17 protein-coding genes are annotated in these 23,126 nt (G+C 33.0%); 14 read left to right on the forward strand and 3 right to left on the reverse strand.

The window, feature by feature from the left end:
* Positions 1-3 precede the first annotated feature (3 nt).
* Together SOM12_RS14635 and SOM12_RS14640 are read left to right on the forward strand one after the other, a co-directional pair.
* On the forward strand, positions 4-1,083 hold the full coding sequence (locus tag SOM12_RS14635; protein WP_095931423.1) for a glycosyltransferase: 1,080 nt from the start codon (positions 4-6) through the stop codon (positions 1,081-1,083).
* 2 nt (positions 1,084-1,085) lie between these two features.
* Positions 1,086-1,493, forward strand: a complete 408-nt coding sequence (locus tag SOM12_RS14640; RefSeq protein WP_253251869.1) for a sugar 3,4-ketoisomerase — start codon at positions 1,086-1,088, stop codon at positions 1,491-1,493.
* Here the strand turns inward: SOM12_RS14640 and SOM12_RS14645 are convergent.
* Genes SOM12_RS14645 through SOM12_RS14655 form a run of 3 tightly spaced genes read right to left on the reverse strand, consistent with a single transcriptional unit; the run spans position 1,476 to position 3,976 of the window.
* Entirely contained in the window at positions 1,476-2,405 is a 930-nt protein-coding gene (locus SOM12_RS14645) for a glycosyltransferase family 2 protein (RefSeq protein ID WP_095931425.1), read from the reverse strand. The genes SOM12_RS14640 and SOM12_RS14645 overlap by 18 nt on opposite strands.
* A gap of 6 nt (positions 2,406-2,411) precedes the next feature.
* The gene (locus tag SOM12_RS14650) at positions 2,412-3,293 is read right to left on the reverse strand and encodes a glycosyltransferase family 2 protein (protein ID WP_095931426.1); all 882 of its coding nucleotides are present in this window, start codon (positions 3,291-3,293) and stop codon (positions 2,412-2,414) included.
* On the reverse strand, positions 3,293-3,976 hold the full coding sequence (locus tag SOM12_RS14655) for a cell division ATP-binding protein FtsE (protein ID WP_095931427.1): 684 nt from the start codon (positions 3,974-3,976) through the stop codon (positions 3,293-3,295). Before SOM12_RS14655 ends, SOM12_RS14650 begins: the two co-directional genes overlap by 1 nt.
* Positions 3,977-4,285: 309 nt before the next feature.
* Here SOM12_RS14655 and SOM12_RS14660 point away from each other — a divergent pair, with 309 nt between their 5' ends.
* The 12 genes from SOM12_RS14660 to SOM12_RS14715 all read left to right on the forward strand — a co-directional run bounded on the left by SOM12_RS14660 (position 4,286) and on the right by SOM12_RS14715 (position 22,905).
* Positions 4,286-7,300 carry a tetratricopeptide repeat protein gene (locus SOM12_RS14660; RefSeq protein ID WP_320493961.1) on the forward strand — a complete coding sequence of 1,005 codons (3,015 nt, stop codon included), beginning with the start codon at positions 4,286-4,288 and terminating at the stop codon, positions 7,298-7,300.
* Positions 7,301-7,392: 92 nt separating this feature from the next.
* Positions 7,393-8,256: a PhzF family phenazine biosynthesis protein gene (locus SOM12_RS14665; protein ID WP_320493962.1), complete on the forward strand. Its 864-nt coding sequence runs from the start codon at positions 7,393-7,395 to the stop codon at positions 8,254-8,256.
* A gap of 139 nt (positions 8,257-8,395) precedes the next feature.
* On the forward strand, positions 8,396-10,147 hold the full coding sequence (locus SOM12_RS14670) for a TonB-dependent receptor (RefSeq protein WP_095931430.1): 1,752 nt from the start codon (positions 8,396-8,398) through the stop codon (positions 10,145-10,147).
* A 132-nt stretch (positions 10,148-10,279) separates the two neighbouring features.
* Positions 10,280-10,810, forward strand: coding sequence for an N-acetyltransferase (locus tag SOM12_RS14675; protein ID WP_320493963.1), 531 nt, complete (start codon positions 10,280-10,282; stop codon positions 10,808-10,810).
* 64 nt (positions 10,811-10,874) lie between these two features.
* Positions 10,875-11,324 carry a hypothetical protein gene (locus SOM12_RS14680; RefSeq protein ID WP_095931432.1) on the forward strand — a complete coding sequence of 150 codons (450 nt, stop codon included), beginning with the start codon at positions 10,875-10,877 and terminating at the stop codon, positions 11,322-11,324.
* 12 nt (positions 11,325-11,336) lie between these two features.
* Positions 11,337-11,534, forward strand: coding sequence for a hypothetical protein (locus SOM12_RS14685; RefSeq protein WP_141248174.1), 198 nt, complete (start codon positions 11,337-11,339; stop codon positions 11,532-11,534).
* Positions 11,535-11,976: 442 nt separating this feature from the next.
* Positions 11,977-13,653: an asparagine synthase B gene (gene asnB, locus SOM12_RS14690; protein ID WP_095931434.1), complete on the forward strand. Its 1,677-nt coding sequence runs from the start codon at positions 11,977-11,979 to the stop codon at positions 13,651-13,653.
* A gap of 311 nt (positions 13,654-13,964) precedes the next feature.
* Positions 13,965-15,581 carry an asparagine synthase B gene (asnB, locus tag SOM12_RS14695; RefSeq protein WP_320493964.1) on the forward strand — a complete coding sequence of 539 codons (1,617 nt, stop codon included), beginning with the start codon at positions 13,965-13,967 and terminating at the stop codon, positions 15,579-15,581.
* Positions 15,582-16,003: 422 nt separating this feature from the next.
* A complete protein-coding gene (gene gyrB / locus SOM12_RS14700; protein ID WP_095931436.1) occupies positions 16,004-17,944 on the forward strand; it encodes a DNA topoisomerase (ATP-hydrolyzing) subunit B in 1,941 nt (646 codons plus the stop codon).
* A 110-nt stretch (positions 17,945-18,054) separates the two neighbouring features.
* Positions 18,055-18,990: a malate dehydrogenase gene (gene mdh, locus SOM12_RS14705; RefSeq protein ID WP_250835262.1), complete on the forward strand. Its 936-nt coding sequence runs from the start codon at positions 18,055-18,057 to the stop codon at positions 18,988-18,990.
* 225 nt (positions 18,991-19,215) lie between these two features.
* Entirely contained in the window at positions 19,216-22,206 is a 2,991-nt protein-coding gene (gene secDF / locus SOM12_RS14710; RefSeq protein WP_320493965.1) for a protein translocase subunit SecDF, read from the forward strand.
* Between the two features lie 87 nt (positions 22,207-22,293).
* A complete protein-coding gene (locus SOM12_RS14715; RefSeq protein WP_320493966.1) occupies positions 22,294-22,905 on the forward strand; it encodes an acyloxyacyl hydrolase in 612 nt (203 codons plus the stop codon).
* Positions 22,906-23,126 lie beyond the last annotated feature (221 nt).

Below are 23,126 nucleotides of genomic sequence, written 5' to 3' on the forward strand. Positions count from 1 at the left end.
AACATGAATAAAAAGAAAGTTGCTATTGTTTCGATTTCCTTAGGAAAAGGAGGCGCAGAACGTTTTGCAGCTTTGCTTACTTTTATGTTAGAAAGTTCTGGTTTTGAAGTTTATTCTATTATTGTTAATGACGACGTAGATTACGATTATACAGGAAACCTATTCAATTTAGAAAAAGAAAGTGCTGGCTCGTTTTCTGTTTTTAAAAAATTAAAAAAAGGAAGATTATTGAGAGGCTATTTGATTGAAAATAACATTGATATTGTTATTGACAGCAGGCCAAAAAATGTCTTCTTACGCGAATTAATTACCAAATTTATTTACCGAAATTCGAAAGTCTATTACATCGTTCACAGCTTTAATTTTAAGGATTATTTTCCTTCTTCAAAATTTTGGTCTAGAATACTTTATAAGGATGTAAAAAATTTGGTTTGCGTTTCAAAAGCGATCGAAGAAAAAGTAAGGAAGTGGTATGATTTTAAAAATACACTTACGATTTATAATCCTTTTTTTATTGCCGAAGAAGAATTGAAAAAAACAGTTTTAGAACCTCAAAAAGTAATCTTGTTTTTTGGACGATTTGAAGAGAAAGTGAAAAATTTCACATTGATGCTAGAGGCTTTTTTACAATCAAAAATATATGAAAAAGAATATCATTTGCATTTGATGGGATCTGGAGATGACGAAGATTTTATTTGGCAGAAAATTAAAGATTTGAATTTAAATGATTATGTGAAAATTCTTCCCTTTAAACAAAATCCCTTTAATGAGGTTCGAGAAGCAAAGTTTACGATTTTGACAAGTAATTATGAAGGTTTTCCGTTGTCGATTATAGAATCACTAGCTTTAGGAACACCTGTTGTTGCTGTTGACTGCTATTCTGGCCCTCGAGAAATTATTCAGAATGAGTTTAATGGTTTGCTGGTTGAAAATCATAATATAAAAACTCTTGCGCTGGCAATGAATCGATTTGTAGATGATGCTGAATTGTATCATTTTTGCAGACAGAATGCTACGAAAAGCGTAAACCATTTATCTTTAGAACACATTTCGGATCAATGGAAAAATCTTCTAAACACTTAATAATGACAAATATTTCAGACAATCAATTGATAGAAATTCCTAAAATTCAGGATCGAAGAGGAAATCTTTCAGTTGTTGAAGGCGACATAATTCCTTTTGTTTCTAAAAGAATTTATTACTTGTACGATGTACCCAGCGGAAGCAAAAGAGGAGGGCATGCGCATATTGAACAGCAGGAACTTTTAATCGCTTTAAGCGGTAGCTTTGATGTGGTTTTAAAGGACGGTAAAAACATAAAAACAATTACGTTAAATAAGCCTAATGTTGGTTTGCTTATTGTTTCTGGCATTTGGCGCGAACTTAAAAATTTCTCATCGGGAAGTGTTTGTCTGGTTTTGTCTTCTGGCGAATTTAGTGAAGAAGATTATATTCGAGAATACAAAAAATTCCGATTATTTAAAGACAGATGATCCTATTCCTAAATTTGCTAAAAAGGTTTTAAAAGAAATTAAAAAACGTAAAGCGAATGCTGGAAAAAGCAACAAAGTTCTTTTCTTCCAGCCTATTTTCTTTAAATCAATGGGATTGTAGTATTTATAAAAAAGCGATTTTTCTCCGACTAATTTACTTTTTATAGCAAGCGAAAAACGATTTAAGTCTAAAAAATATTTTAAGTCTGGATTTGTTTTTTCGGCCTCTTTAAATTTCGAAAGATCTAAATTATCTATAATTAATTTGTTATTTTTTGATAGACTTTTAGAATCGTAAACATAACGTGCCAAGATTTTCCATGAAAATACAACTGGATAAATAAGTCCAATTCGAATCCATAAGTCAGTATCTTCACCGCTTTTGATTTTGGTATCAAAGCTTCCTGTTTTTTCGAAAACAGATTTATGAAAAACGGCACATGACGCCCATAGTACGGATTCTTTTTTACTTGCTTTAAAGTAATTTACAATTTCTAAATCTTCATTTGTTTTGAAAATAGAATACTGCGCCAGGATTACTTTTTTTGAAGTATCAAATTCAACCGCTGCAGAAAATACTTTTTGATCAGATAGTTTCGAAATGTTAGTAAACATGGTTTCTAAAAACGTTGGATACCAATAATCATCTGCATCTAGAAAAGTGATAAAATCTGCAGAAGATTTTTCAATGCCGTAGTTTCTTGCAGTTGATACACCCTCATTTTTTTTAATCAAATATCGAATTCTATCGTCTTTAAACTGTAAAACTTTTTCTTCACTTTTATCTGTTGATCCGTCATTTACTATAATAATTTCAAAATCCTGAAAGGTCTGGCTCAAGACACTTTGTATCGTGTTTTCGATAAAATTTTCTTTGTTGTACAACGGAATTATTATGGAAAAAAAAGCCATTTCAGTTTATTTTATAATGCAATAATAACCCAATCTATAAATATCAAAAAGAAAAAGCGAAGGTTTTGCGCTTAATAACTGTTTTTTAAATAAAGGTTTAAAAATCCTAAAACCAAAAGCGGTTAAAGAGACAAGATGATATTTTTTAATGAGTTGAAAATAATGTGCCAGTTTAACGTAATCCGGAGAAATTAAATTCGAATCGATTAAATTTTTCAAACCCAAAACGGCTTCTTCAGATTTTTGCAAAAATATTTTACTGTCTTCTAAACCAAGATGAAAAACAGGATTGTCAATATGAAGAACCTCAATTTGATTTTGCTTTAACTCAAATGAAAACAAGGTGTCTTCGTGTCTTAGATTTGGAATATTTTTGTTAAATCTGACTTTAGAAAAAATGTTTTTTTTTATGAGAAAGTTTAAAGTCAGAAAAGAAAGATGCGGATTTTTTATACGTTCGGAAACTGATAAAGCTTCTCTTTCCTTTCCGTAAATCCATCTTAAAAGTTCCTTTTTTGGAGGTTTAGAACTTTCATACAAAATTCCTCCATAAACTATCTTTTCAGTATTGTTGATTTGAGAAATATAGATAGAAATAAAATCTGCATTGGCAGGAAAAGTATCGGCGTCTAGAAAAAGTAAATTTTCGTAAACTGCTTTTTCAGCCAATAAATTCCTAATGGCACTTCGTCCGATATTTTTTTCTAAAATAGAATAAGAGGCGTTTTCAAATAGATTAATTCTTTCGTTTTCAATTGCAAACTTTTGAGAAGCATCGTCTAAAAAAATAATCTCAAAAGTAATTCCACACGAATTGCACTGCTTTACGAGTTCGCTAGCAAGCGGTAAAACATTGTAATTATAAACCGGAATTAAAACGGAAAGCATTATACGCTTCTTTGTACCACTTCGAAGATTCTTTCATCTTCGCATTTTAGGGTTTTAGATGGGAATTTCATCAATAAAGCATAATCATGAGTGGCCATAATGATGGTTTTGCCTGCAGCATTAATTGCTTTTAAAACTTCTAAAACTTCAGAACTAGTCTGAGGGTCAAGGTTTCCTGTTGGTTCGTCGGCCAAGATAAATTCTGGATCGTTTAAAAGCGCTCTTGCAATCGCAACACGCTGCTGTTCTCCACCAGAAAGCTGATGAGGCATTTTGTTTACAAAATCTTTCATGCCAACTTTATCCAAAACTTCATCAATTTTGTGTTGCATGGCTTCTTTTTCGACCCATCCTGTAGCTCGTAAAACAAAAAGCATATTGTCTTTTATTGAACGGTCTGGAAGTAGTTTAAAATCTTGAAACACGATTCCGATTTTACGTCTTAAATACGGAATGTCGTTTTCTTTTAATGTTGCCAAATCAAATTCAACAATATGTCCTTCGCCTTCAACTAACGGTAAATCAGCATATAAAGTTTTTAGAAAACTACTTTTTCCAGAACCAGTTTTTCCGATAATGTAAATGAACTCACCATGATTAACGTCTAGGTTAATATGAGATATAATTTTTCTTCCTTCTTGATATATAGTGACTTCTTTAAGAGATAGTACGGTTTGTGACATAATAAATTGGTTTGAATGGTAAAAGTAATAAGATAACGGTTGTATTCAAAATAAATTTCGCTGAATTCTGAATAAAATTGCTATAGAAGTGCATTTTAACAGCATCTATATAACGGTTCCTGCTTATAATAACTTAAGAGAGCTTATATGGTTTAAAATTATTTGTTTAAGAAAGTTTGAGAACCAATAATTTGAAGTTTTACAGAGCGTAAAATAGTAGCAGTTTCATAATTTGTTCATAATAAAACCTCAAAACGTTTCGTTATAACCCTTATAAAATGATACATTTGAATACTAAATATTATTAAAATGCGTAAACTTTCCAGGTTCTTTTTATTCCAAATTTTCCTTGCTTCGACTATAGCTTCGGCACAAAAATCGGCGATTTATACGTATGAGTTAAAGGATTTTGACAAAGCACTGGCTTTATATAACGACAAACAATATGCTTCGGCACAATTGATTTTTGAAAAAGTAAAAAACAATACTACAAATGAAGAAGTGCAGTCTGACTGTGCTTACTATATTGCAAATTCTGCCATAAGAACCAATAAAGCAAATGCCGATGCTCTGGTAGAACAATTTGTGAATGATTATCCAACAAGCACCAAACAAAATCAAGCTTATATTGACGCCGCGCAATTTTTCTTCGAACAAGGAAATTATCCAAAAGCTTTGCAATGGTTTGATAAAGTAGACGAAAGCTACATGAGTAAAACAGAATCGGATAAGTTTAACTTCATGAAAGGTTACAGCTATTTTAATGCTAAAAAGAAAAAAGAAGCAACTAACTATTTTAATAAAGTGGTAAATTCTAAAGAATATGGTTCTCAAGCCAAATATTATTTAGGATTTATGGCTTATGAGGGTGACGATTACAAAGAAGCAACGAAGTATTTTGATGAGGTTTCGGGTGAAGAAAAATACAAAGAAAAGCTTTCGTATTATCAAGCTGATATGAATTTCAAGTTAGGAAATTTCCAAAAAGCGATTGATTTAGGATTGGTAGCCATGAACAAATCGAACGACATTGAAAAATCAGAACTGAATAAAATTATTGGAGAAAGTTATTTCAACTTGAAGCAATACGGAAAAGCAATTCCGTATTTAGAACAATATGCGGGTAAAAAAGGAAAATGGAACAATACCGATTTCTATCAATTAGGTTATGCGTATTATGAGCAGAAAGAGTACGAAAAAGCGATTTCTCAGTTCAACAAAATTATTGAAGGAAAAGATTTTGTGGCCCAGAATGCCTATTATCATTTAGGTTTAAGCTATTTAAATACAGGTAAAAAGCAAGAAGCTTTAAACGCTTTTAAGAATGCTTCTGAAATGGATTTTAATGCTCAAATTCAGGAAGACGCAGCTTTAAATTATGCTAAATTGAGTTATGATATCGGAAACGCTTATCAAGCTGTTCCAGGTATTTTGTTGGATTTCCTTAAAAAATATCCAAATAATTCAAGCCGTGCAGAAGTAGAAAAACTTTTGGTTGATTCTTATATTTCTTCTAAAAACTACAAAGAAGCTTTGACTTTATTAGAAAAAAATAGAACTGCTGAAAACAAAGCGGCTTACCAAAAAGTGCTTTTTTACCGCGGACTAGAATTGTACAATGAATCTAATTATCAAGAAGCAGGTAAAATGTTTAAAAGCGCAATCAGCGAGCAAAAAACTCCTGAATTTACAGCGCGTGCCACTTTCTGGAAAGCGGAAACTGAATATTTGAATGATGATATGCAGAATGCTCTTCTGACTTACAAACAGTTTGCAGGAATGGCTGCGGCAAAATCTACAGACGAATATAAAAATATCAATTATAATATTGGTTACACGTATTTTAAATTGAAAGAATACGATCAGGCAGCAAATTCTTTTCAAGCTCAAATTGATAATGCTCCATCAGATAAAGTGCGTTTAAACGATTCTTATTTGCGTTTGGGAGATTGTCGTTTTGTAACTTCAAAATATAGTGCGGCAAATGAAGCTTATGCAAAAGCAATTGCTGCAAAAGGCGTAGATGCAGATTATGCTCAATTCCAAAAAGCACTTTCTTACGGATTTATGTCAAATAATGCGAAGAAAATAGATGAGTTGAATAATTTTCTTCAGATGTACAAAAAGTCATCTTATCGTGATGATGCTTTATTTGAGTTAGGAAACACCTATGTTGCAGAAAAGAAAAACGATCAGGCAATAAAAACGTACGATCAATTGATCTCTGAATTTAAAGATGGATCATTCACTTCAAAAGCAATTTTAAAACAAGGTTTGATTTATTACAATTCAGATCGTGATCAACTGGCTTTGACAAAATTTAAAAAAGTAGCTGCTGAATTCCCAAAAACGCCAGAAGCTTTAGAAGCGGTTGCAACAGCAAGATTAATTTATGTAGACTCTGGAAAAGTTGATGAATATGCGACTTGGGTTCGTACATTGGATTTCGTAGCGGTTACAGATGCAGAATTGGATAACGATACTTACGATGCGGCTTTCAAACAATACAGCCAAAACAATTCTAAGCAAGCTATTACTGGTTTTGCAGGTTATGTTTCTAAATTTCCAAACGGATTGCATGCATTGGAAGCTAATTTCTATTTAGGACAGCTTACTTATGCAGAAGGTTCTGAAACAAAATCTGTTGCAAATTATCAGTTTGTAATTGATCAGCCTAGAAATGAATTTACAGAACAAGCTTTAAACAGATTGGCTCAGATTTATTTGAAAGCAAAAGATTGCGATAAAGCAATTCCAGTTCTAACAAGATTAGAAAGCGAAGCTGATTATCCTCAGAATAAAACTTTTGCTCAAGCGAACTTGATGAAGTGTTATTACGACAAAAAAGATTATGACCACTCTGTAGTTGCGGCTGAGAAAGTACTAGAAAATCCGAAATCAGACGCAGGTGTAAAAGCAGATGCTCAGATTATTGTAGCGCGTGCAGCAATGCAGACAGGAAATGAAGATAAAGCTAAAACAGCTTACGCTAAACTTTCAGCTTCATCAAAAGGAGAATTGGCTGCAGAAGCTTTGTATTATGATGCGTATTTCAAAACAAAAGAAGGAAAATATGATGCTTCTAATGTTGCTGTTCAAAAATTAGCAAAAAGCTATTCTGCCTATAAATATTACGGAGCAAAAGGTTTGGTTTTAATGGCTAAAAATTTCTACGGATTAAAAGACAGCTATCAAGCGACATATATTTTAGATAATGTAATCAACAATTTTACAGATTACCCGGATGTTGTTGAAGAAGCTAAAAAAGAATTAGCTGCTATTAAATCGGAAGAGTCTAAAACAAATTCGTCGATTAATAAATAGTTTAAGTAGTGAAAAGTGAAATGTTTTCTGTAAAATAGAAAATAACGAAAAACATTTTACATCTCACAAATCACATTTTACAAGAAAAAACAATGAGTTTACCTTTTTACATAGTTGATGTTTTTGCTGATAAAAAATATGCTGGAAATCAGTTGGCGGTTTTTATGGATGCAGAAAATTTAAGTACAGCACAAATGCAGCAGATGGCTCGCGAGATTAATTTTGCGGAAAGCACATTTGTAACCAAACTAGATAGAGAAAATAATAAAGCAGAGATTAGAATTTTTACTCCTGCTCACGAAATGCAGTTTGCAGGACATCCAATCATTGGTACTTCTTGGGTTCTGATGAATAAGATTTTTGATAATTCGCCTAATGAAATTAAACTGGAAGTTCCGATCGGGCCAATTGCAATTTCTAAATCAGATGATTTGATCTGGTTAAAAGCGGCGCAGCCAAAGTTTTGGGATACTTTTTCTAAAATAGATTTTACATTTTTCAGTAATCTGCAAGTGAGTGATTTCGAAAATCAATTTCCAATTCAGGAAGTTACAACTGGAAGCGCTTTTGTTATGGTTGGATTAAGCAGTAAAAGGGCTTTAGAAAATTTGGTTCTGGATAAAGATAAAGCTGATGAATGGATGAAACAACACTGCAAAACAGATCATAGAGGTTTATACTTTTATTATTTAGAAGGAGAAAAACTGTTTAGCCGAATGTTGTGTGTAGAGCATAATCAGTTGGTAGAAGATGCTGCGACAGGAAGTGCCAGTACTTGTTTACAAGCCTTTTTGCTAAAATATCATAAACCTGAATTTGAATTGACAAATCATCAAGGAGATTACATTGGACGTCCATCTGAAATTTATTTTAACGGAAAACTAAATGGAGATTTGTTTGATATTAGAATAGGAGGTAAAGCTCAGTTTGTGGCTAAAGGTGATTGGGAAGCTTAAGTGAGAATATAGAAAATAGAACAAAGAAAAAAGATTTTAGAATATAGAAAGAGAACAAAGAGTTTTTAGCATAAGAATTAAGAAATAGCGTGAGTCTATTTTCTATACTCTTTTCTCTATACTCTTAAAAAGAAGAAATATGAAATTAAATTGCCAGTATAAAATTATCGTTTTACTCGTATTGTTTGTAGGTCAATTTTCGTTTGCACAGAAGAAAAATGAAAGTATAGGAACGGAAACTGTAAACGTAGTAAAACCTTATTCGCCAACTATTTCAGATGCTTTTAAAGTAAAAGAAACGCCTTCGCTTGACGATAGCGGCAATCAGCCGAAAGAAGTTATTAAATACAGTATTTTGTCTGTTCCTGTGGCATCGACTTTTACTCCTTCAAAAGGAAAAGCGGAAGGGGTTGAGAAAGCTAAAAAAGAAAGATTGTTTAATAACTACGCAACTTTGGGTGTTGGAAATTACAGCACTTTAAATGCAGAATTATTTGTAAATCAGGATTTAGGAAATAACGATTATGTGGCTGGAATGTTTCGTCATCATTCTTCTCAGGGAGGTATTAAAGATGTGGAATTGAATGATGAATTTTACGATACGGCAATTAATGTAGGTTACGGTCAGAATAATAGAGATAACAACTGGAATGTAGATTTAGGATATCAAAACCAGATTTACAATTGGTACGGACTTCCAGCTGACTTTGGTTCGACAATTCCAGATCAGCGTTATGATTTAGTAAACAGCATCAATCCGGATCATTCTTATAATACGATTTGGTTGGGCGGAAATGCCGAATTTACAGAAAGCATTTTTAGTAATCTTGCTGCAAAATTCACGCATTTTTCAGATAGTTATTCTTCATCAGAAAACAGATTTTTTGTAAAGCCAACTTTTACAGTTGATGTAATGGATCAGGAAATTAAAACCAATGTAATTGTAGATCACGTAAGCGGTTCTTTTAAGAATAATTATTTGCAAAACAATACAGAAGCTGTAAAATATGGTTTTACCAATGTAGGAATCGAGCCAAGTTTTGTGATTCATGAAAACGATTGGACTTTAGAATTAGGAGCAGGAGTTTTCTACAGTGGAGATACGGAAAATAGTGGAAATAAATTTTATTTGTATCCAAAGGTAAACGCTTCTTATAAACTGGTTGGAGATTTAATGATTTTTTATACAGGGGTAGATGGAGGTTTAAAGCAGAATTCTTACGCCGATTTTGTAACCGAAAATCCGTTTATATCACCAACCTTAAACATGCGTCCGTCAAGTACCCAATATAATGTTTTTGCTGGTTTAAAAGGTAAATTGGCAAACAATGTAAACTATAATTTGACAGGTTCGTACTTAAATGAAAAAGACAAAGCATTATTTAAGGCTAATGATTATACAGAAGTGGTTACAAATGAAGATTATGCTTTTGGAAACTCTTTTGGAGTGGTTTATGAAGACATTAGAACGTTACGTTTTTATGCAGAATTAAAAGCTGATTTCTCGCAAAATGTAACTTTCGGAATTAACGGAACTTTTAATAGTTATAATACTGATAATGTTGTTGAAGCATGGAATTTGCCAACAATGAAATTAAGTTCAACTTTAGACGTTACTATTACTAAGCAGTGGTATGCAGGATTGAATGTATTTTACGTGGGCGAAAGAAAAGATATGCAGGCAAATACTTCTTTAGGAATTGATACTACACCGATTACTTTAAAAAGCTATTTTGACGCCAATGCTCACGTTGGGTATAAATTCAGTGAGCGTTTAACGTTTTTCTTAAAAGCGAACAATATTGGAAATCAAGCGTACCAAAAATGGCTGAATTATCCTGTACAAGGATTCCAGATTTTAGGAGGTGCAAATTATAAATTTGATTTTTAAGAAATCTTTGCCATAAAGATACCTAGGCACAAAAACATTTTACATGAATGTGCCTTTTTTTTTCAGCCATGAACTCATGAATTTTTTGGAGTAGATTCGTGAATTCGTGGCTGTTTTTTTTAATTTTATAAAATGGAAATTAAATTACGTCAAGAAAATGAAAATGATTTTGAAAGTATTTTTCAACTAATAGAAAAAGCTTTTGAAAAAGAAGAATACGGCGATCATAAAGAACAGTTTTTGGTAGAAAGACTACGGAATTCTAAAGCTTTTATTCCAGAATTGTCTATAGTCGCCGAAAATGATAATAAAATTGTTGGACATATTTTATTTACCAAATTAAAGGTTCTAAATGATTCTAATTCTTTTGAATCTTTAGCATTGGCTCCAGTCTCAGTTTTGCCTGAATTTCAAGGAAAAGTAATTGGTTCTAAACTTATTTTATACGGACATGAAATAGCAAAAGGTTTAGGTTATAAATCGGTTATTCTGCTTGGCCATCAAGATTATTATCCAAGATTTGGATATGAACTTTGCGAAAAATACAATATCAAAATGCCGTTTGATGTTCCTGCTGAGAACTGTATGGTAATTGCATTAACCGAAGATGGATTAAAAGATGTAAGTGGAGAAGTAGTTTATCCAAAAGCTTTTTTCGAATAAAATTTAGTCAAAGAAAAAAAACCTTAGCATCTTTGCAGCTCAGAACCTCAGTACCTAAAAAAAAATGACTTTCAAAGAAAAAATATATTCCCATTACACCCAAATGGTTCAGGACCGAATAGATGTTTTCAGAGACATGATTACAAATCTAACCGAAGATTCAAAAAACGATGCCAAAGGTTCTGCGGGCGATAAGCACGAAACCGCCTTATCGATGATGCATATCGAGCAGGAAAAACTGACTACTAAACTAAAAGAAGCGATAGAACAAAAAGCAATTTTAGACAAAATAGACCCGCTTAAAACTACTGAAAATATAATTTTAGGAAGTTTGGTTAAAGCAAACGGAATCTATTTGTATGTGAGTGTGGCACTTCCTAAAATAACAATTGACGGAATTAATGTTATTGCGCTTTCTCCGCAATCTCCTTTAGGAAATCATTTAATGGGAAATAAAGTAGGGTTTCAGTTTGAAATAAATAAGACGCATTATACTATTGAAGAAATTAGCTAGTATATGAATTTTATGCACTTAATATGTAGTTTCTCATTCTTTGGAGCTTCTTATGCCTTTTATAAGATTCATAAATTATGGAAAAAAGATGTTACGGAAAATGATAAGCTTTATAAGTTTCAAATAAAAGGAGAAACCTTTGAGCATTGGTTGCTAATTGGAATGTTGGTAATTATAGGAATAGTTTATTTTTTTAAAGCAATGCCTTAACCACACAGTTTGTCATCCTGACGAAGGAAGGATCACACTAGAAACTCGATAGAGATTGGCGAACTAGCATGCGGAATTACTTGTGTGATCTTTCCTTCGTCAAGATGACAAGTAAGACTCAAAATCTATATAACACTAGATAAACAATAATTCCAGAACAACTTTCAGTCTCTTCTTTACGAATCTTTCATCTGTAATAGAATAACTCAAAAATTAATTCAAAAAAAGGCTTTAAACTTTCAATTTTCAACCGGTTTTCTAGTCAAAATTAAAATTTTCAAGTTTTGAGCTTATTTTTACTTCTAAATTTTACATTTTATATGTAAAAATAAAATTACGGTTACAAATTGTAACTTAAATCAATGTTTGTGTTTTTCAATTGTAACTAGTATTGCATCTTTGCCCTATCAAATTAAAATTTAAAGAATTAAAATATAAAATTATGTGTGGAATTGTATGTGCCTTTGATCTTAAACAAAAAGCCGAAGCGTTAAGACCTCAAGTATTAGAAATGTCAAAAATCATTCGTCACCGCGGACCAGACTGGAGCGGAATTTACAGTAATGATAAAGCGATTCTTTCTCATGAGCGTTTGGCTATTGTAGATCCAGCTTCAGGAAAACAACCTTTATTTACAGAAGATAAAAAATTGGTTTTGGCTGCAAACGGTGAGATTTACAATCACAGAGATTTACGTAAACAATTTGAAGGAAAATATAACTTTCAAACTGAAAGTGACTGTGAGGTTATTTTAGCTTTATATAAAGAAAAAGGAGTAAGCTTTGTAGATGAATTAAACGGAATCTTTGGATTTGCGATTTATGATGTTGATAAAGATGAGTATTTCGTAGCTCGTGACCACATGGGAATTATTCCGTTGTATATTGGTTGGGATCAGCACGGAACTTTCTACGTAGCTTCTGAGTTAAAAGCTCTTGAAGGATATTGTACAAAAATCGAATTATTCCCTCCAGGACATTATTTATCAAGTAAAGACGGAGAGTTTGTACAATGGTACAAAAGAGACTGGACTGAGTATGATGCGGTAAAAGACAACGAGACAAGTATTCCAGAAATCAGAAAAGCATTGGAAGCTGCGGTTCACAGACAATTAATGAGTGACGTTCCTTACGGAGTTTTACTTTCTGGAGGTTTAGATTCTTCTATTACTTCGGCTGTAGCTAAGAAATTTGCTCAAAAAAGAATTGAGTCAGACGATACTACAGATGCTTGGTATCCACAATTGCACTCTTTCTCGGTTGGTTTAGAAGGTTCGCCAGATTTAGCTGCAGCAAGAAAAGTGGCAGATCATATCGGGACTATTCACCACGAAATTAAATTCACTATTCAAGAAGGTTTAGATGCGGTTCGTGATGTAATTTACAACTTAGAAACATATGATGTAACTACAGTTAGAGCTTCAACTCCAATGTGGTTAATGGCAAGAGTTATCAAATCTATGGGAATCAAAATGGTTCTTTCAGGTGAAGGGGCAGATGAGTTATTTGGAGGATATTTATATTTCCACAAAGCGCCAAATGCAAGAGAATTTCACGAAGAAAACGTTCGTAAATTAGGAAAACTTCATATGTACGATTGTTTACGTGCAAACAAAAGTTTAGCGGCTTGGGGAATCGAAGGGCGTGTACCATTCTTAGATAAAGAATTTATGGATGTTGCAATGCGCATTAACCCACAAGATAAAATGATCAACAAAGAACATCCGATGGAAAAATGGGTAGTTCGTAAAGCTTTTGAAGACATGCTTCCAGAAAGTGTGGCTTGGAGACAAAAAGAGCAATTTTCTGACGGAGTAGGATACAGCTGGATTGATACTTTGAAAGAAGTGGTAGCAAGAGAAGTTTCGGATGAGCAATTAGCAAATGCTAGGTTTAAATTTCCGTTACAAACTCCAACTTCAAAAGAAGAATATTACTATCGCTCTATTTTTACAGAACATTTCCCAAGTGATGCTGCGGCGTTATGTGTGCCTCAGGAAGCAAGTGTGGCTTGTAGTACAAAAATTGCTTTGGAATGGGATGAAGCTTTCAAAAACATGAACGATCCATCTGGAAGAGCGGTTTCAAGCGTTCACGATGATGCTTACGTTAAAGCATAATACGAGTTTAATTTTTAGAATTAGTATATATTTTTTAGGAAAAACGTTCTCTGTCGAGAGCGTTTTTCTTGTCTAAAGTAATTTACGGTCTAAAATTTCTCATTGAACTGCAAAGAGGCAAGCTATTAATTGATTTTCTTTTGATATATTTGGTGTCTGCAGTATTATTGTTAAACACTTGATATTTTAACGAATTTAATAATGGAAAGCGAAAATTAATATTTAGTTTTGCTTTCAGTCGAAAGTTTTAATGATTTTTTAATGTTCGCTTCACGGCTGAGCAATAATGAAAAATAAAAAAATAGAATATTATGTCTGGATTGTTGGCCGTAATTGGTAAAGGAAAAGACCCGAAACTTGTAAAAGAACTTTCTGAAAGAATGTTGCATCGTGGTCCTGATGAAAGTGATGTTCGCATTATGGAAAATGGCAGTATACTTTGTCATGAGAGTTTATCGATTATCGATCTTAATTCGGGTAGGCAGCCAATTCAAGGAACTGATAAAGCTTGGATGGTGCATGATGGCGAAATTTATAATTATCAGGAACTGAAAAATACAGTTTTGCAACATCATACTTTTAGAACTGAATCTGATTCTGAAGTAATTGTGCATCTTTATGAAGAATTTGGATATGATTTCTGTAATAAACTAGACGGAGATTTTGCTTTTGTGGTTGTGGACGGCGATAAATACATTGCAGGTCGTGATCCGATAGGGGTAAAGCCGCTGTATTATGGTCTAGATGAAAGAGGACGAATCTATTTTTCATCAGAAATGAAAGCTATTGCAGATCAATGTAAATCGTTTTCTACTTTTCCTCCAGGACATTATTACACTGCAAAAACAGGTTTTGTAAAATACTATCATCCAGAATACGAAGATCATAAAAATGCAAATCAGACATTAGATTTAGGATTAATTCGTGAAAGTCTTATTCAAGCAACACGCAAGCGCTTATTGGCAGAAGTGCCTCTAGGAGTTGTGCTGTCAGGAGGTTTGGATACTTCTTTGATTTCGGCTATTACTTCAAGATTATTAAAAGAAAAAGGACAGAAATTGCATTCGTTTTCTATTGGATTAGATGCAGATGCGCCAGATAATATTGCGGCTAGAAAAGCAGCAGAATTTTTAGGAACAGAACATCACGAAATACATTTTTCTGTAGAAGAAGGAGTTAAAGTTTTAGAAAAAGTAATTTATCATATTGAAACGTATGATATTATTTCTGTGCGTTCGGGTGTTCCAATGTATCTGCTTTCTAAAGCTATTGCTGAGCAAGGCATTAAAGTAATCTTATCAGGAGAAGGGGCAGATGAAGTTTTTGGAGGACATTTATACTTTAGAAATGCACCTTCAGAAGAAGAATTTCAAGATGAAACAATAGAAAGAGTTCAGAAGCTGTTTACAGCCGATTTACTTCGCGCAGATAAAACGACAATGGCAAATGGTTTAGAAGTTCGAATTCCGTTTTTGGACACAGAATTTTTAGATGTTGCTATTCGAATTAAAACAGAAGAAAAACAGCCTAAATCATATGATGGCGTTGAAAAGTATATTTTAAGAAAAGCGTTTGATACTCCAGAAGATCCTTATTTGCCTTCGGAAGTTTTGTGGAGACAGAAAGAACAGTTTTCCGACGGAGTTGGGTACAATTGGGTTGATGAATTAATTGAGTATTGTGCGTCACAGGTTACAGATGAGCAATTATTTGGAGCAAGTGCAGAATTTCCATATAACTCGCCAACAACTAAAGAAGCGTACTTATACAGATCAATTTTTCATAAATTCTATCCACAGGTCAGCGCAGCGCAAACTGTGCGTAAATGGATTCCGAAATGGCAAGAAAACCTTGATCCAAGTGGAAGAGCAAATGCAGCCCATTTAAACGGTAATTTTGAACCTGTGAAAACGAGTGTTATTGCTTAAAAAGTGAAATTCCAATTTTCTTAAATTCCAAATTCCAAAACCAAGAGGGAGAATTCAAAAAAAAAAATAAATTCCAAATTCCAAGTTGGAACTGATATAAGGGAACCGAAATGCATTTTAATGTGATTTCGGTTTTTTTAATTTTAATGTGTTAGATGTATTTTAAAATTTTGATTCCGTATTTCATGTTGAGATTTGGAGTTCGAGATTTGGAATTTGGATTTTCAAAATTGGAATTTGATATTTAAAATTGTGGGATTTTTAAAAATTTTGAATTTAAACTCATTTTTGGGTTTATTTTTTGGTTTTTCAGACAATTGTGTTAATAACTTAAGTGCTTTAACTCGTATTTTAATGGGTATATAGCTTGCGATTTCATATATTTGCGTGTTAGACAATAAATACATTTTAGAATAAATTATATGAGCGAAGAAATCAAGAAGAACAATTATTCAGCAGATAGTATTCAGGCATTAGAAGGAATGGAGCACGTAAGAATGCGTCCATCAATGTATATTGGAGATGTAGGAGTTCGAGGACTGCATCATTTAGTTTATGAGGTTGTTGATAACTCTATTGATGAGGCCATGGGAGGGCATTGTGATACTATTGGTGTCTCAATAAACGAAGATGGTTCTGTTACAGTTGAAGATAACGGACGTGGTATTCCAGTAGATTTACATAAAAAAGAAGGAGTTTCTGCTCTTGAGGTTGTAATGACAAAAATTGGAGCCGGAGGTAAATTCGACAAAGATTCATATAAAGTTTCTGGAGGTTTACACGGGGTTGGGGTTTCGGTTGTAAATGCCCTTTCTGTTCACATGAAATCTACTGTATTTAGAGAAGGTAAGATTTATGAGCAAGAATACGAAAGAGGAAAATCTTTATATCCAGTAAAACAAATCGGAGAAACAGATAAAAGAGGTACACGCCAGACTTTTTATCCAGATGATACCATCTTTACTCAAACTACCGAGTTTTCATACGATACGCTTTCAGCTCGTATGCGTGAGCTTTCTTTCTTAAATAAAGGAATCACAATTACTTTTACAGATAAGAGAGAAGTTGATGAAAAAGGCGAATTTAAAAGCGAAGTATTCCATTCTGATGAAGGGCTTAAAGAATATATTCGTTATTTAGATGGTAACCGTGAGCCAATTGTTTCTCATGTTATTAGTATGGATAATGATAAAGGCGAAATTCCTGTTGAGGTTGCCTTAATTTACAATACAAGTTATACTGAGAATATTTTCTCTTACGTAAATAATATCAATACGCACGAGGGAGGAACGCATTTACAAGGTTTTAGAAGTGGTTTGACAAGAACACTTAAAAAATATGCAGATGCTTCTGGTTTATTGGACAAATTAAAATTCGAAATTGCTGGAGATGACTTCCGTGAAGGATTAACAGCTATTATTTCGGTAAAAGTATCTGAGCCTCAGTTTGAAGGACAAACGAAGACTAAACTTGGAAATAGAGAAGTTGTTTCTCCAGTTTCTCAAGCGGTTGGAGAAATGTTGGAGAATTATTTGGAAGAAAATCCAAATGATGCAAAATTGATTATCCAAAAAGTAATCTTAGCAGCTCAAGCACGTCACGCAGCGAAAAAAGCGCGTGAAATGGTACAGCGTAAAACCGTTATGGGCGGTGGCGGATTGCCGGGAAAATTATCTGACTGTTCGGAGCAAGATCCAGCAAGATGTGAGGTTTACCTAGTCGAGGGAGATTCGGCTGGTGGAACAGCAAAACAAGGGCGCGATCGTAACTTTCAAGCGATTCTGCCATTACGTGGTAAAATCTTGAACGTTGAAAAAGCGATGCATCATAAAGTATTCGAAAACGAAGAGATTAGAAATATCTTTACTGCATTAGGAGTTACAGTAGGAACTGCAGAAGATAGTAAAGCATTAAATCTTGAAAAACTAAGATATCACAAAGTAATCATCATGTGTGATGCCGATGTCGATGGTAGCCACATTTCTACCTTAATATTAACGTTCTTCTTCCGTTTCATGAAAGAACTTATTGAAGAAGGTCATGTTTACATTGCTGCACCGCCTTTGTACTTAGTTAAGAAAGGAAATAAGAAAGAATATGCATGGAATGATGTTCAGCGTGATCAGGCCAACGAAAGAATGGGTGGAAGTGCCAATATTCAGCGTTATAAAGGTCTTGGAGAGATGAACGCGGAACAATTATGGGAAACTACAATGGATCCGAATTTTAGAACTCTACGTCAGGTAAATATTGATAGTCTTGCCGAAGCTGATCAAGTTTTCTCCATGTTGATGGGTGATGAAGTACCGCCTCGTAGAGAATTTATCGAGAAAAATGCAGTTTATGCAAATATTGATGCATAAAATGAAAATTTAATAATTCCAATTCGTTTAATTGTTTAAATTTACTAGACAATTAAACGAATTGTCTTTTTAAAGAATAGACAAAATTAATAACCGATAAAGTAAAAAATATGAAAGTTACCATTGTAGGAGCAGGAAATGTTGGAGCTACATGTGCAGATGTTATTTCTTATAGAGGAATTGCTAGCGAAGTAGTATTGTTGGATATTAAAGAAGGTTTTGCCGAAGGTAAAGCATTGGATATTACACAATGTGCGACAAATACTGGTTTTAATACTAAAGTATCTGGCGTTACCAACGATTATTCTAAAACTGCAGGAAGCGATGTAGTAGTAATTACATCAGGAATTCCGAGAAAACCAGGAATGACAAGAGAAGAATTGATAGGTATAAATGCAGGCATTGTAAAAACAGTTGCCGAAAATGTACTGAAATATTCTCCAAATACTATAATTGTTGTAGTTTCCAATCCGATGGACACGATGACGTATTTGGCTTTAAAAGCCACAGGTCTTCCAAAAAATAGAATTATAGGTATGGGAGGTGCTTTAGATAGTTCTCGTTTTAGAACATATCTTTCATTAGCTCTAGATAAACCAGCAAACGATATTTCGGCAATGGTAATTGGAGGTCATGGAGATACAACTATGATTCCGTTGACTCGTTTAGCATCTTATAACGGAATTCCAGTATCGGAGTTTCTTTCAGAAGAAGTATTGCAAAAAGTTGCTGCAGATACAATGGTAGGAGGAGCAACCCTTACAGGTCTTCTAGGAACTTCTGCTTGGTATGCTCCAGGGGCTTCTGTAGCTTATTTAGTAGACAGTATTTTGAATGATCAGAAAAAAATGATTGCATGTTCTGTTTTTGTAGAAGGAGAATATGGTCAAAATGATATATGCATAGGAGTGCCGTGTATAATTGGTAAAAACGGTGTCGAAGAAATTCTCGATATAAACTTAAACGATCAGGAAAAGGCTTTATTTGCGAAAAGTGCAGATGCAGTTCGTAGTATGAATGATGCCCTAAAAACGATTTTAGTATAATAAAAACGGCAAAAAAGAAAAAAAGCTGCACTTTTGCAGCTTTTTTTTTGAGATTAATTAATAAATAAATTGGTTAATATTTTCGTTAATTATATATTTGCTCGGTTTAAAAAAAAATTGGTAATTCGTGATCTCGTTTTTTTGTTTTAAAAAATCATGTCAGGGCTTATTTTATGGGAGTTTAAAACAAAAACAAAAATAAAACATAATTAATTTTTAGTAATAATGCAGAATAAAGGACTTATTAAATTTTTCGCAATTCTATTTGCATTGGTAAGTATTTACCAACTATCATTCACTTTTGTGGCAAATGGCGTCAAAAGTGAAGCTAAAGCTTTTGCAGGAGATAATCCTGATAAAGAGCTGAAATATTTAGATTCTATTGGTAAAGAAAAAGTATTAAACCTTGGTTTTACTGATTTCACTTACAACGAAGTGAAAAACAAACAGCTTAATAAAGGTCTTGACTTAGAAGGAGGAATCAACGTGATTCTTCAAATTTCTATTAAAGATGTATTAAAAGGTTTGGCTAATAATTCTAAAAATCCAGTTTTTAATAAATCATTAGCTGATGCATCTGCAAATTTAGAAGGAAACAAAACGTATTTAAATAAGTTTTTTGAAGCTTTTGAAGCAAATTCAAAAGGAACTGTAAAACTTGCATCTCCAGATATTTTCGCTAACAGAAGTCTTCAAGGAGAAGGTGGAGTAGACTTTCAAATGTCTGATGCGCAAGTTCAAAAAGTTATCAAAAGAAAAGTTGATGAGTCTGTAGAAAGTGCTTTTAAAGTATTAAGAGAGCGTATCGACAAATTTGGTGTTACACAGCCAAACATACAGAAATTAGGAGAAACAGGAAGAATCTTAGTAGAGCTTCCAGGTGCTAAGGATGTTGATAGAATTAAAAAATTATTAGGTGGAAAAGCTCAATTGGAGTTCTGGGAAACTTATAAAATTGAAGAAATTGGTAATTTCTTAGTTTCTGCTAACGAGGCTTTAAAGAAAACTGAAGTTAAAAAGACTGAAACTAAAACAGTTGTTAAAGATTCTTTGAATGCATTATTAACAGATGCTAAAGATTCTTCAGACGTTAAAAAAGGAAACAATCCTTTATTTGATAAAATTATTGGTAATGGTGGTGGACCAGTTTTAGGGTACTTTGCTCCTAAAGATACTGCTGCTATCAATGAATATTTTAAAAGACCAGAAATTAGAGTTTTATTAGGTGCTGACCAACACTATGCGAAATTTGTATGGAGCAAGCCAACAACTATAAAAGATCCTAAAGCTAAAGATGTAAAAAGTGCAGCTGATATCGAAGTTGTTGAATTATATGCTTTAAAAGGAAACAGAGACAATAACCCAGCTATGAGTGGTGGTGTTGTAACTGATGCAAAAGATACTTTTGACCAAATGGGTAAACCTGCAGTTTCTATGCAGATGAACAGCCAAGGTGCTAAAGTTTGGGAAGAGTTAACAGGAAGAGCTTTCGCTCAAAAAAGCTACATTGCTATTGTATTAGATGATATCGTATATTCTGCTCCAGGTGTAACAAGCGGTCCTATTGCTGGAGGAAGATCTGAGATTACAGGTTCATTTGATGTAGCTGAAACTAAAGATTTAGCAAACGTATTAAATGCAGGTAAATTACCAGCTTCTGCAGATATTATCCAGTCAACTGTTGTTGGTCCATCTTTAGGACAAGCGGCTATTGATGCAGGTACAATCTCTTCTGTATTAGGTTTCTTATTAGTTTGTGTTTGGATGGTATTCTATTATGGTAAAGCGGGTTGGTATGCAAACCTTGCCTTATTGTTAAACTTACTATTCTTATTCGGAATTATGGCAAGTTTTGGTTTTGTATTAACATTGCCAGGTATTGCAGGTATCGTACTTACATTAGGTACAGCGGTAGATGCGAACATTATTATCTACGAAAGAGCAAAAGAGGAATTGCGTGAAGGTAAATCACTTTCTGAGGCAGTTGCAGCTTCTTACGGATGGCATGGTGCAATGCGTTCTATTATCGATGCTAACGTTACTCACGTTTTAACTGGAGCTATCTTGTTTATTTTTGGAACAGGTCCTATTAAAGGTTTCGCATTAACATTATTAATTGGTATCGTAACATCATTGTTTACATCAATCTTTATTGCTAGAATCTTTATTGATAGAAACATTGCAGGAAAAGGGGATTTAACTTTCTCTACAAATATTACTAAAAACTGGTTTACTAATTTCCACTTTGATTTCATTAAAGTTAAGAAATTCACTTATATCTTCTCTTCTATTGTAACAGTAGTAAGTTTAACTTCTATTTTCTTTATTAATGGTTTAGATGAAGGTGTTGATTTTGTTGGAGGTAGAACTTTCCAAGTTAAATTTGAAAAACCAGTTGATGCAACTGCTGTTTCAGATGAATTATCTGCTGCTTTCGGTACTCCAGTTGAAGCTAAAATTTTAGGAGATGATGATCAATTGAAAATCACTACTAAATATAAAATTAAAGAAGATGGTGTAGCTATTGATGAAGAAGTGAATCAAAAATTATATGCTTCTCTACAGAAATATTTCCCAAATACTTCTTACGAGAAATTCATCAACTCATTTGATGGTAAAAGAGTAGGGGTTTTGCAAGCTTCTAAAGTTGGTGCTTCTATCTCTGAGGATATTAAAACTAACTCATACTGGGCAGTTCTTGGTGCGATGGCAGTTATTTTCTTATATTTAATGGTATCTTTCCGCAAATGGCAGTATTCATTAGGTGCGATTGCAGCTGTTGCGCACGACGTAATCTTTGTATTAGGAATTTACTCTTTATGCTACAAATTCATGCCATTCCACATGGAAATGGATCAGCACTTTATCGCTGCGATCTTGACTGTAATTGGTTACTCTATGAATGATACGGTAATTGTATTTGACAGGGTGAGAGAATTTATCATCGGAAACCGTAAAGGAAGTTTCGAAGATATCGTAAACGCTTCTATTAATACTACATTATCAAGAACATTGAATACTTCATTAATGATGATTATCGTATTATTAACGATGTTTATCTTTGGTGGAGAGTCTATTAGAGGATTTATCTTCGCAATGTTAATCGGTATTATCGTTGGTACTTATTCTTCATTATTTATCGCAACGCCTGTATTGGTTGATACGATTTCTAGTGATGAGAAACACACAATCGAAGACAAACATAATAAAGCATAATTACTGTTTTAATTATATAAAAAAAAGATCCAGCGAAAGTTGGATCTTTTTTTTGTGCTATATTTAAATAGAATTTTAAAATGATTTATGACAAGAAAATTACTTTTAGTCTTATTGTTTCTTATGGCTGTAAAAATGACTGCACAGAAAGACGATTCAAATTTTTCTTTAGGTTTTAATTATGGTTTTGGAAGTGAATTTAGTAATAGAAACTATACGTTTACAAACCACTTTTATAAAGTTCAACTGTATTACAAAATAAAGGAAACAAAGCATTTTCAATATCAGATTTTAGTTCAGCCGGAGGTTAATTTTGCTGAGCATCAATTATTGAATTTCTATTTTGTAAAGCCTGAAACATCAAATTATCAGCAAAAAAGAGATCAATATACGCGTTTAAAAGATGTTCGCGAATATGTTCTTAATTGTGGTTTTTTAATTCGTAAACCTATTGGTCAAGTTTGTTCTTTTTATGTTTTGGGCAGTATTGGTCCTATGATTACAGATACAGAAACAGAGCGAATTTCTAAAGGTTTTGCTTTTGCCGATGTTTTGGCGGTCGGTTTTACGGCAAGTTATGATAAATTTCAGTTTGATATTCGTCCAAGTATAAGACATGTTTCTAATGCTGGATTAGGAAGTAGTAATGCGGGCTATAACACAAAGAATATTGAATTTGGTATCTCGCGTAAATTATAAATGATTTAATTTAAAGTTAATATATTTATAGCAATTTCTTAAAATATTAATTAATTATAAAAAGTAAAAAAGGATGTATTCCTTTTTTTTTTTGTTTTTATATCAATTAATGAAAGAAAAATTATACAATTTTAAAATAAAAATGAAATAAAAATATTACATTAGTAGCTGAATAATGCTTTTTTAAAATGATGCGTAACTAATTTTAAGAGCGTTTAAAG

The sequence above is a fragment of the Flavobacterium sp. CFBP9031 genome (genome assembly GCF_034044945.1).
Classification (GTDB): domain Bacteria; phylum Bacteroidota; class Bacteroidia; order Flavobacteriales; family Flavobacteriaceae; genus Flavobacterium.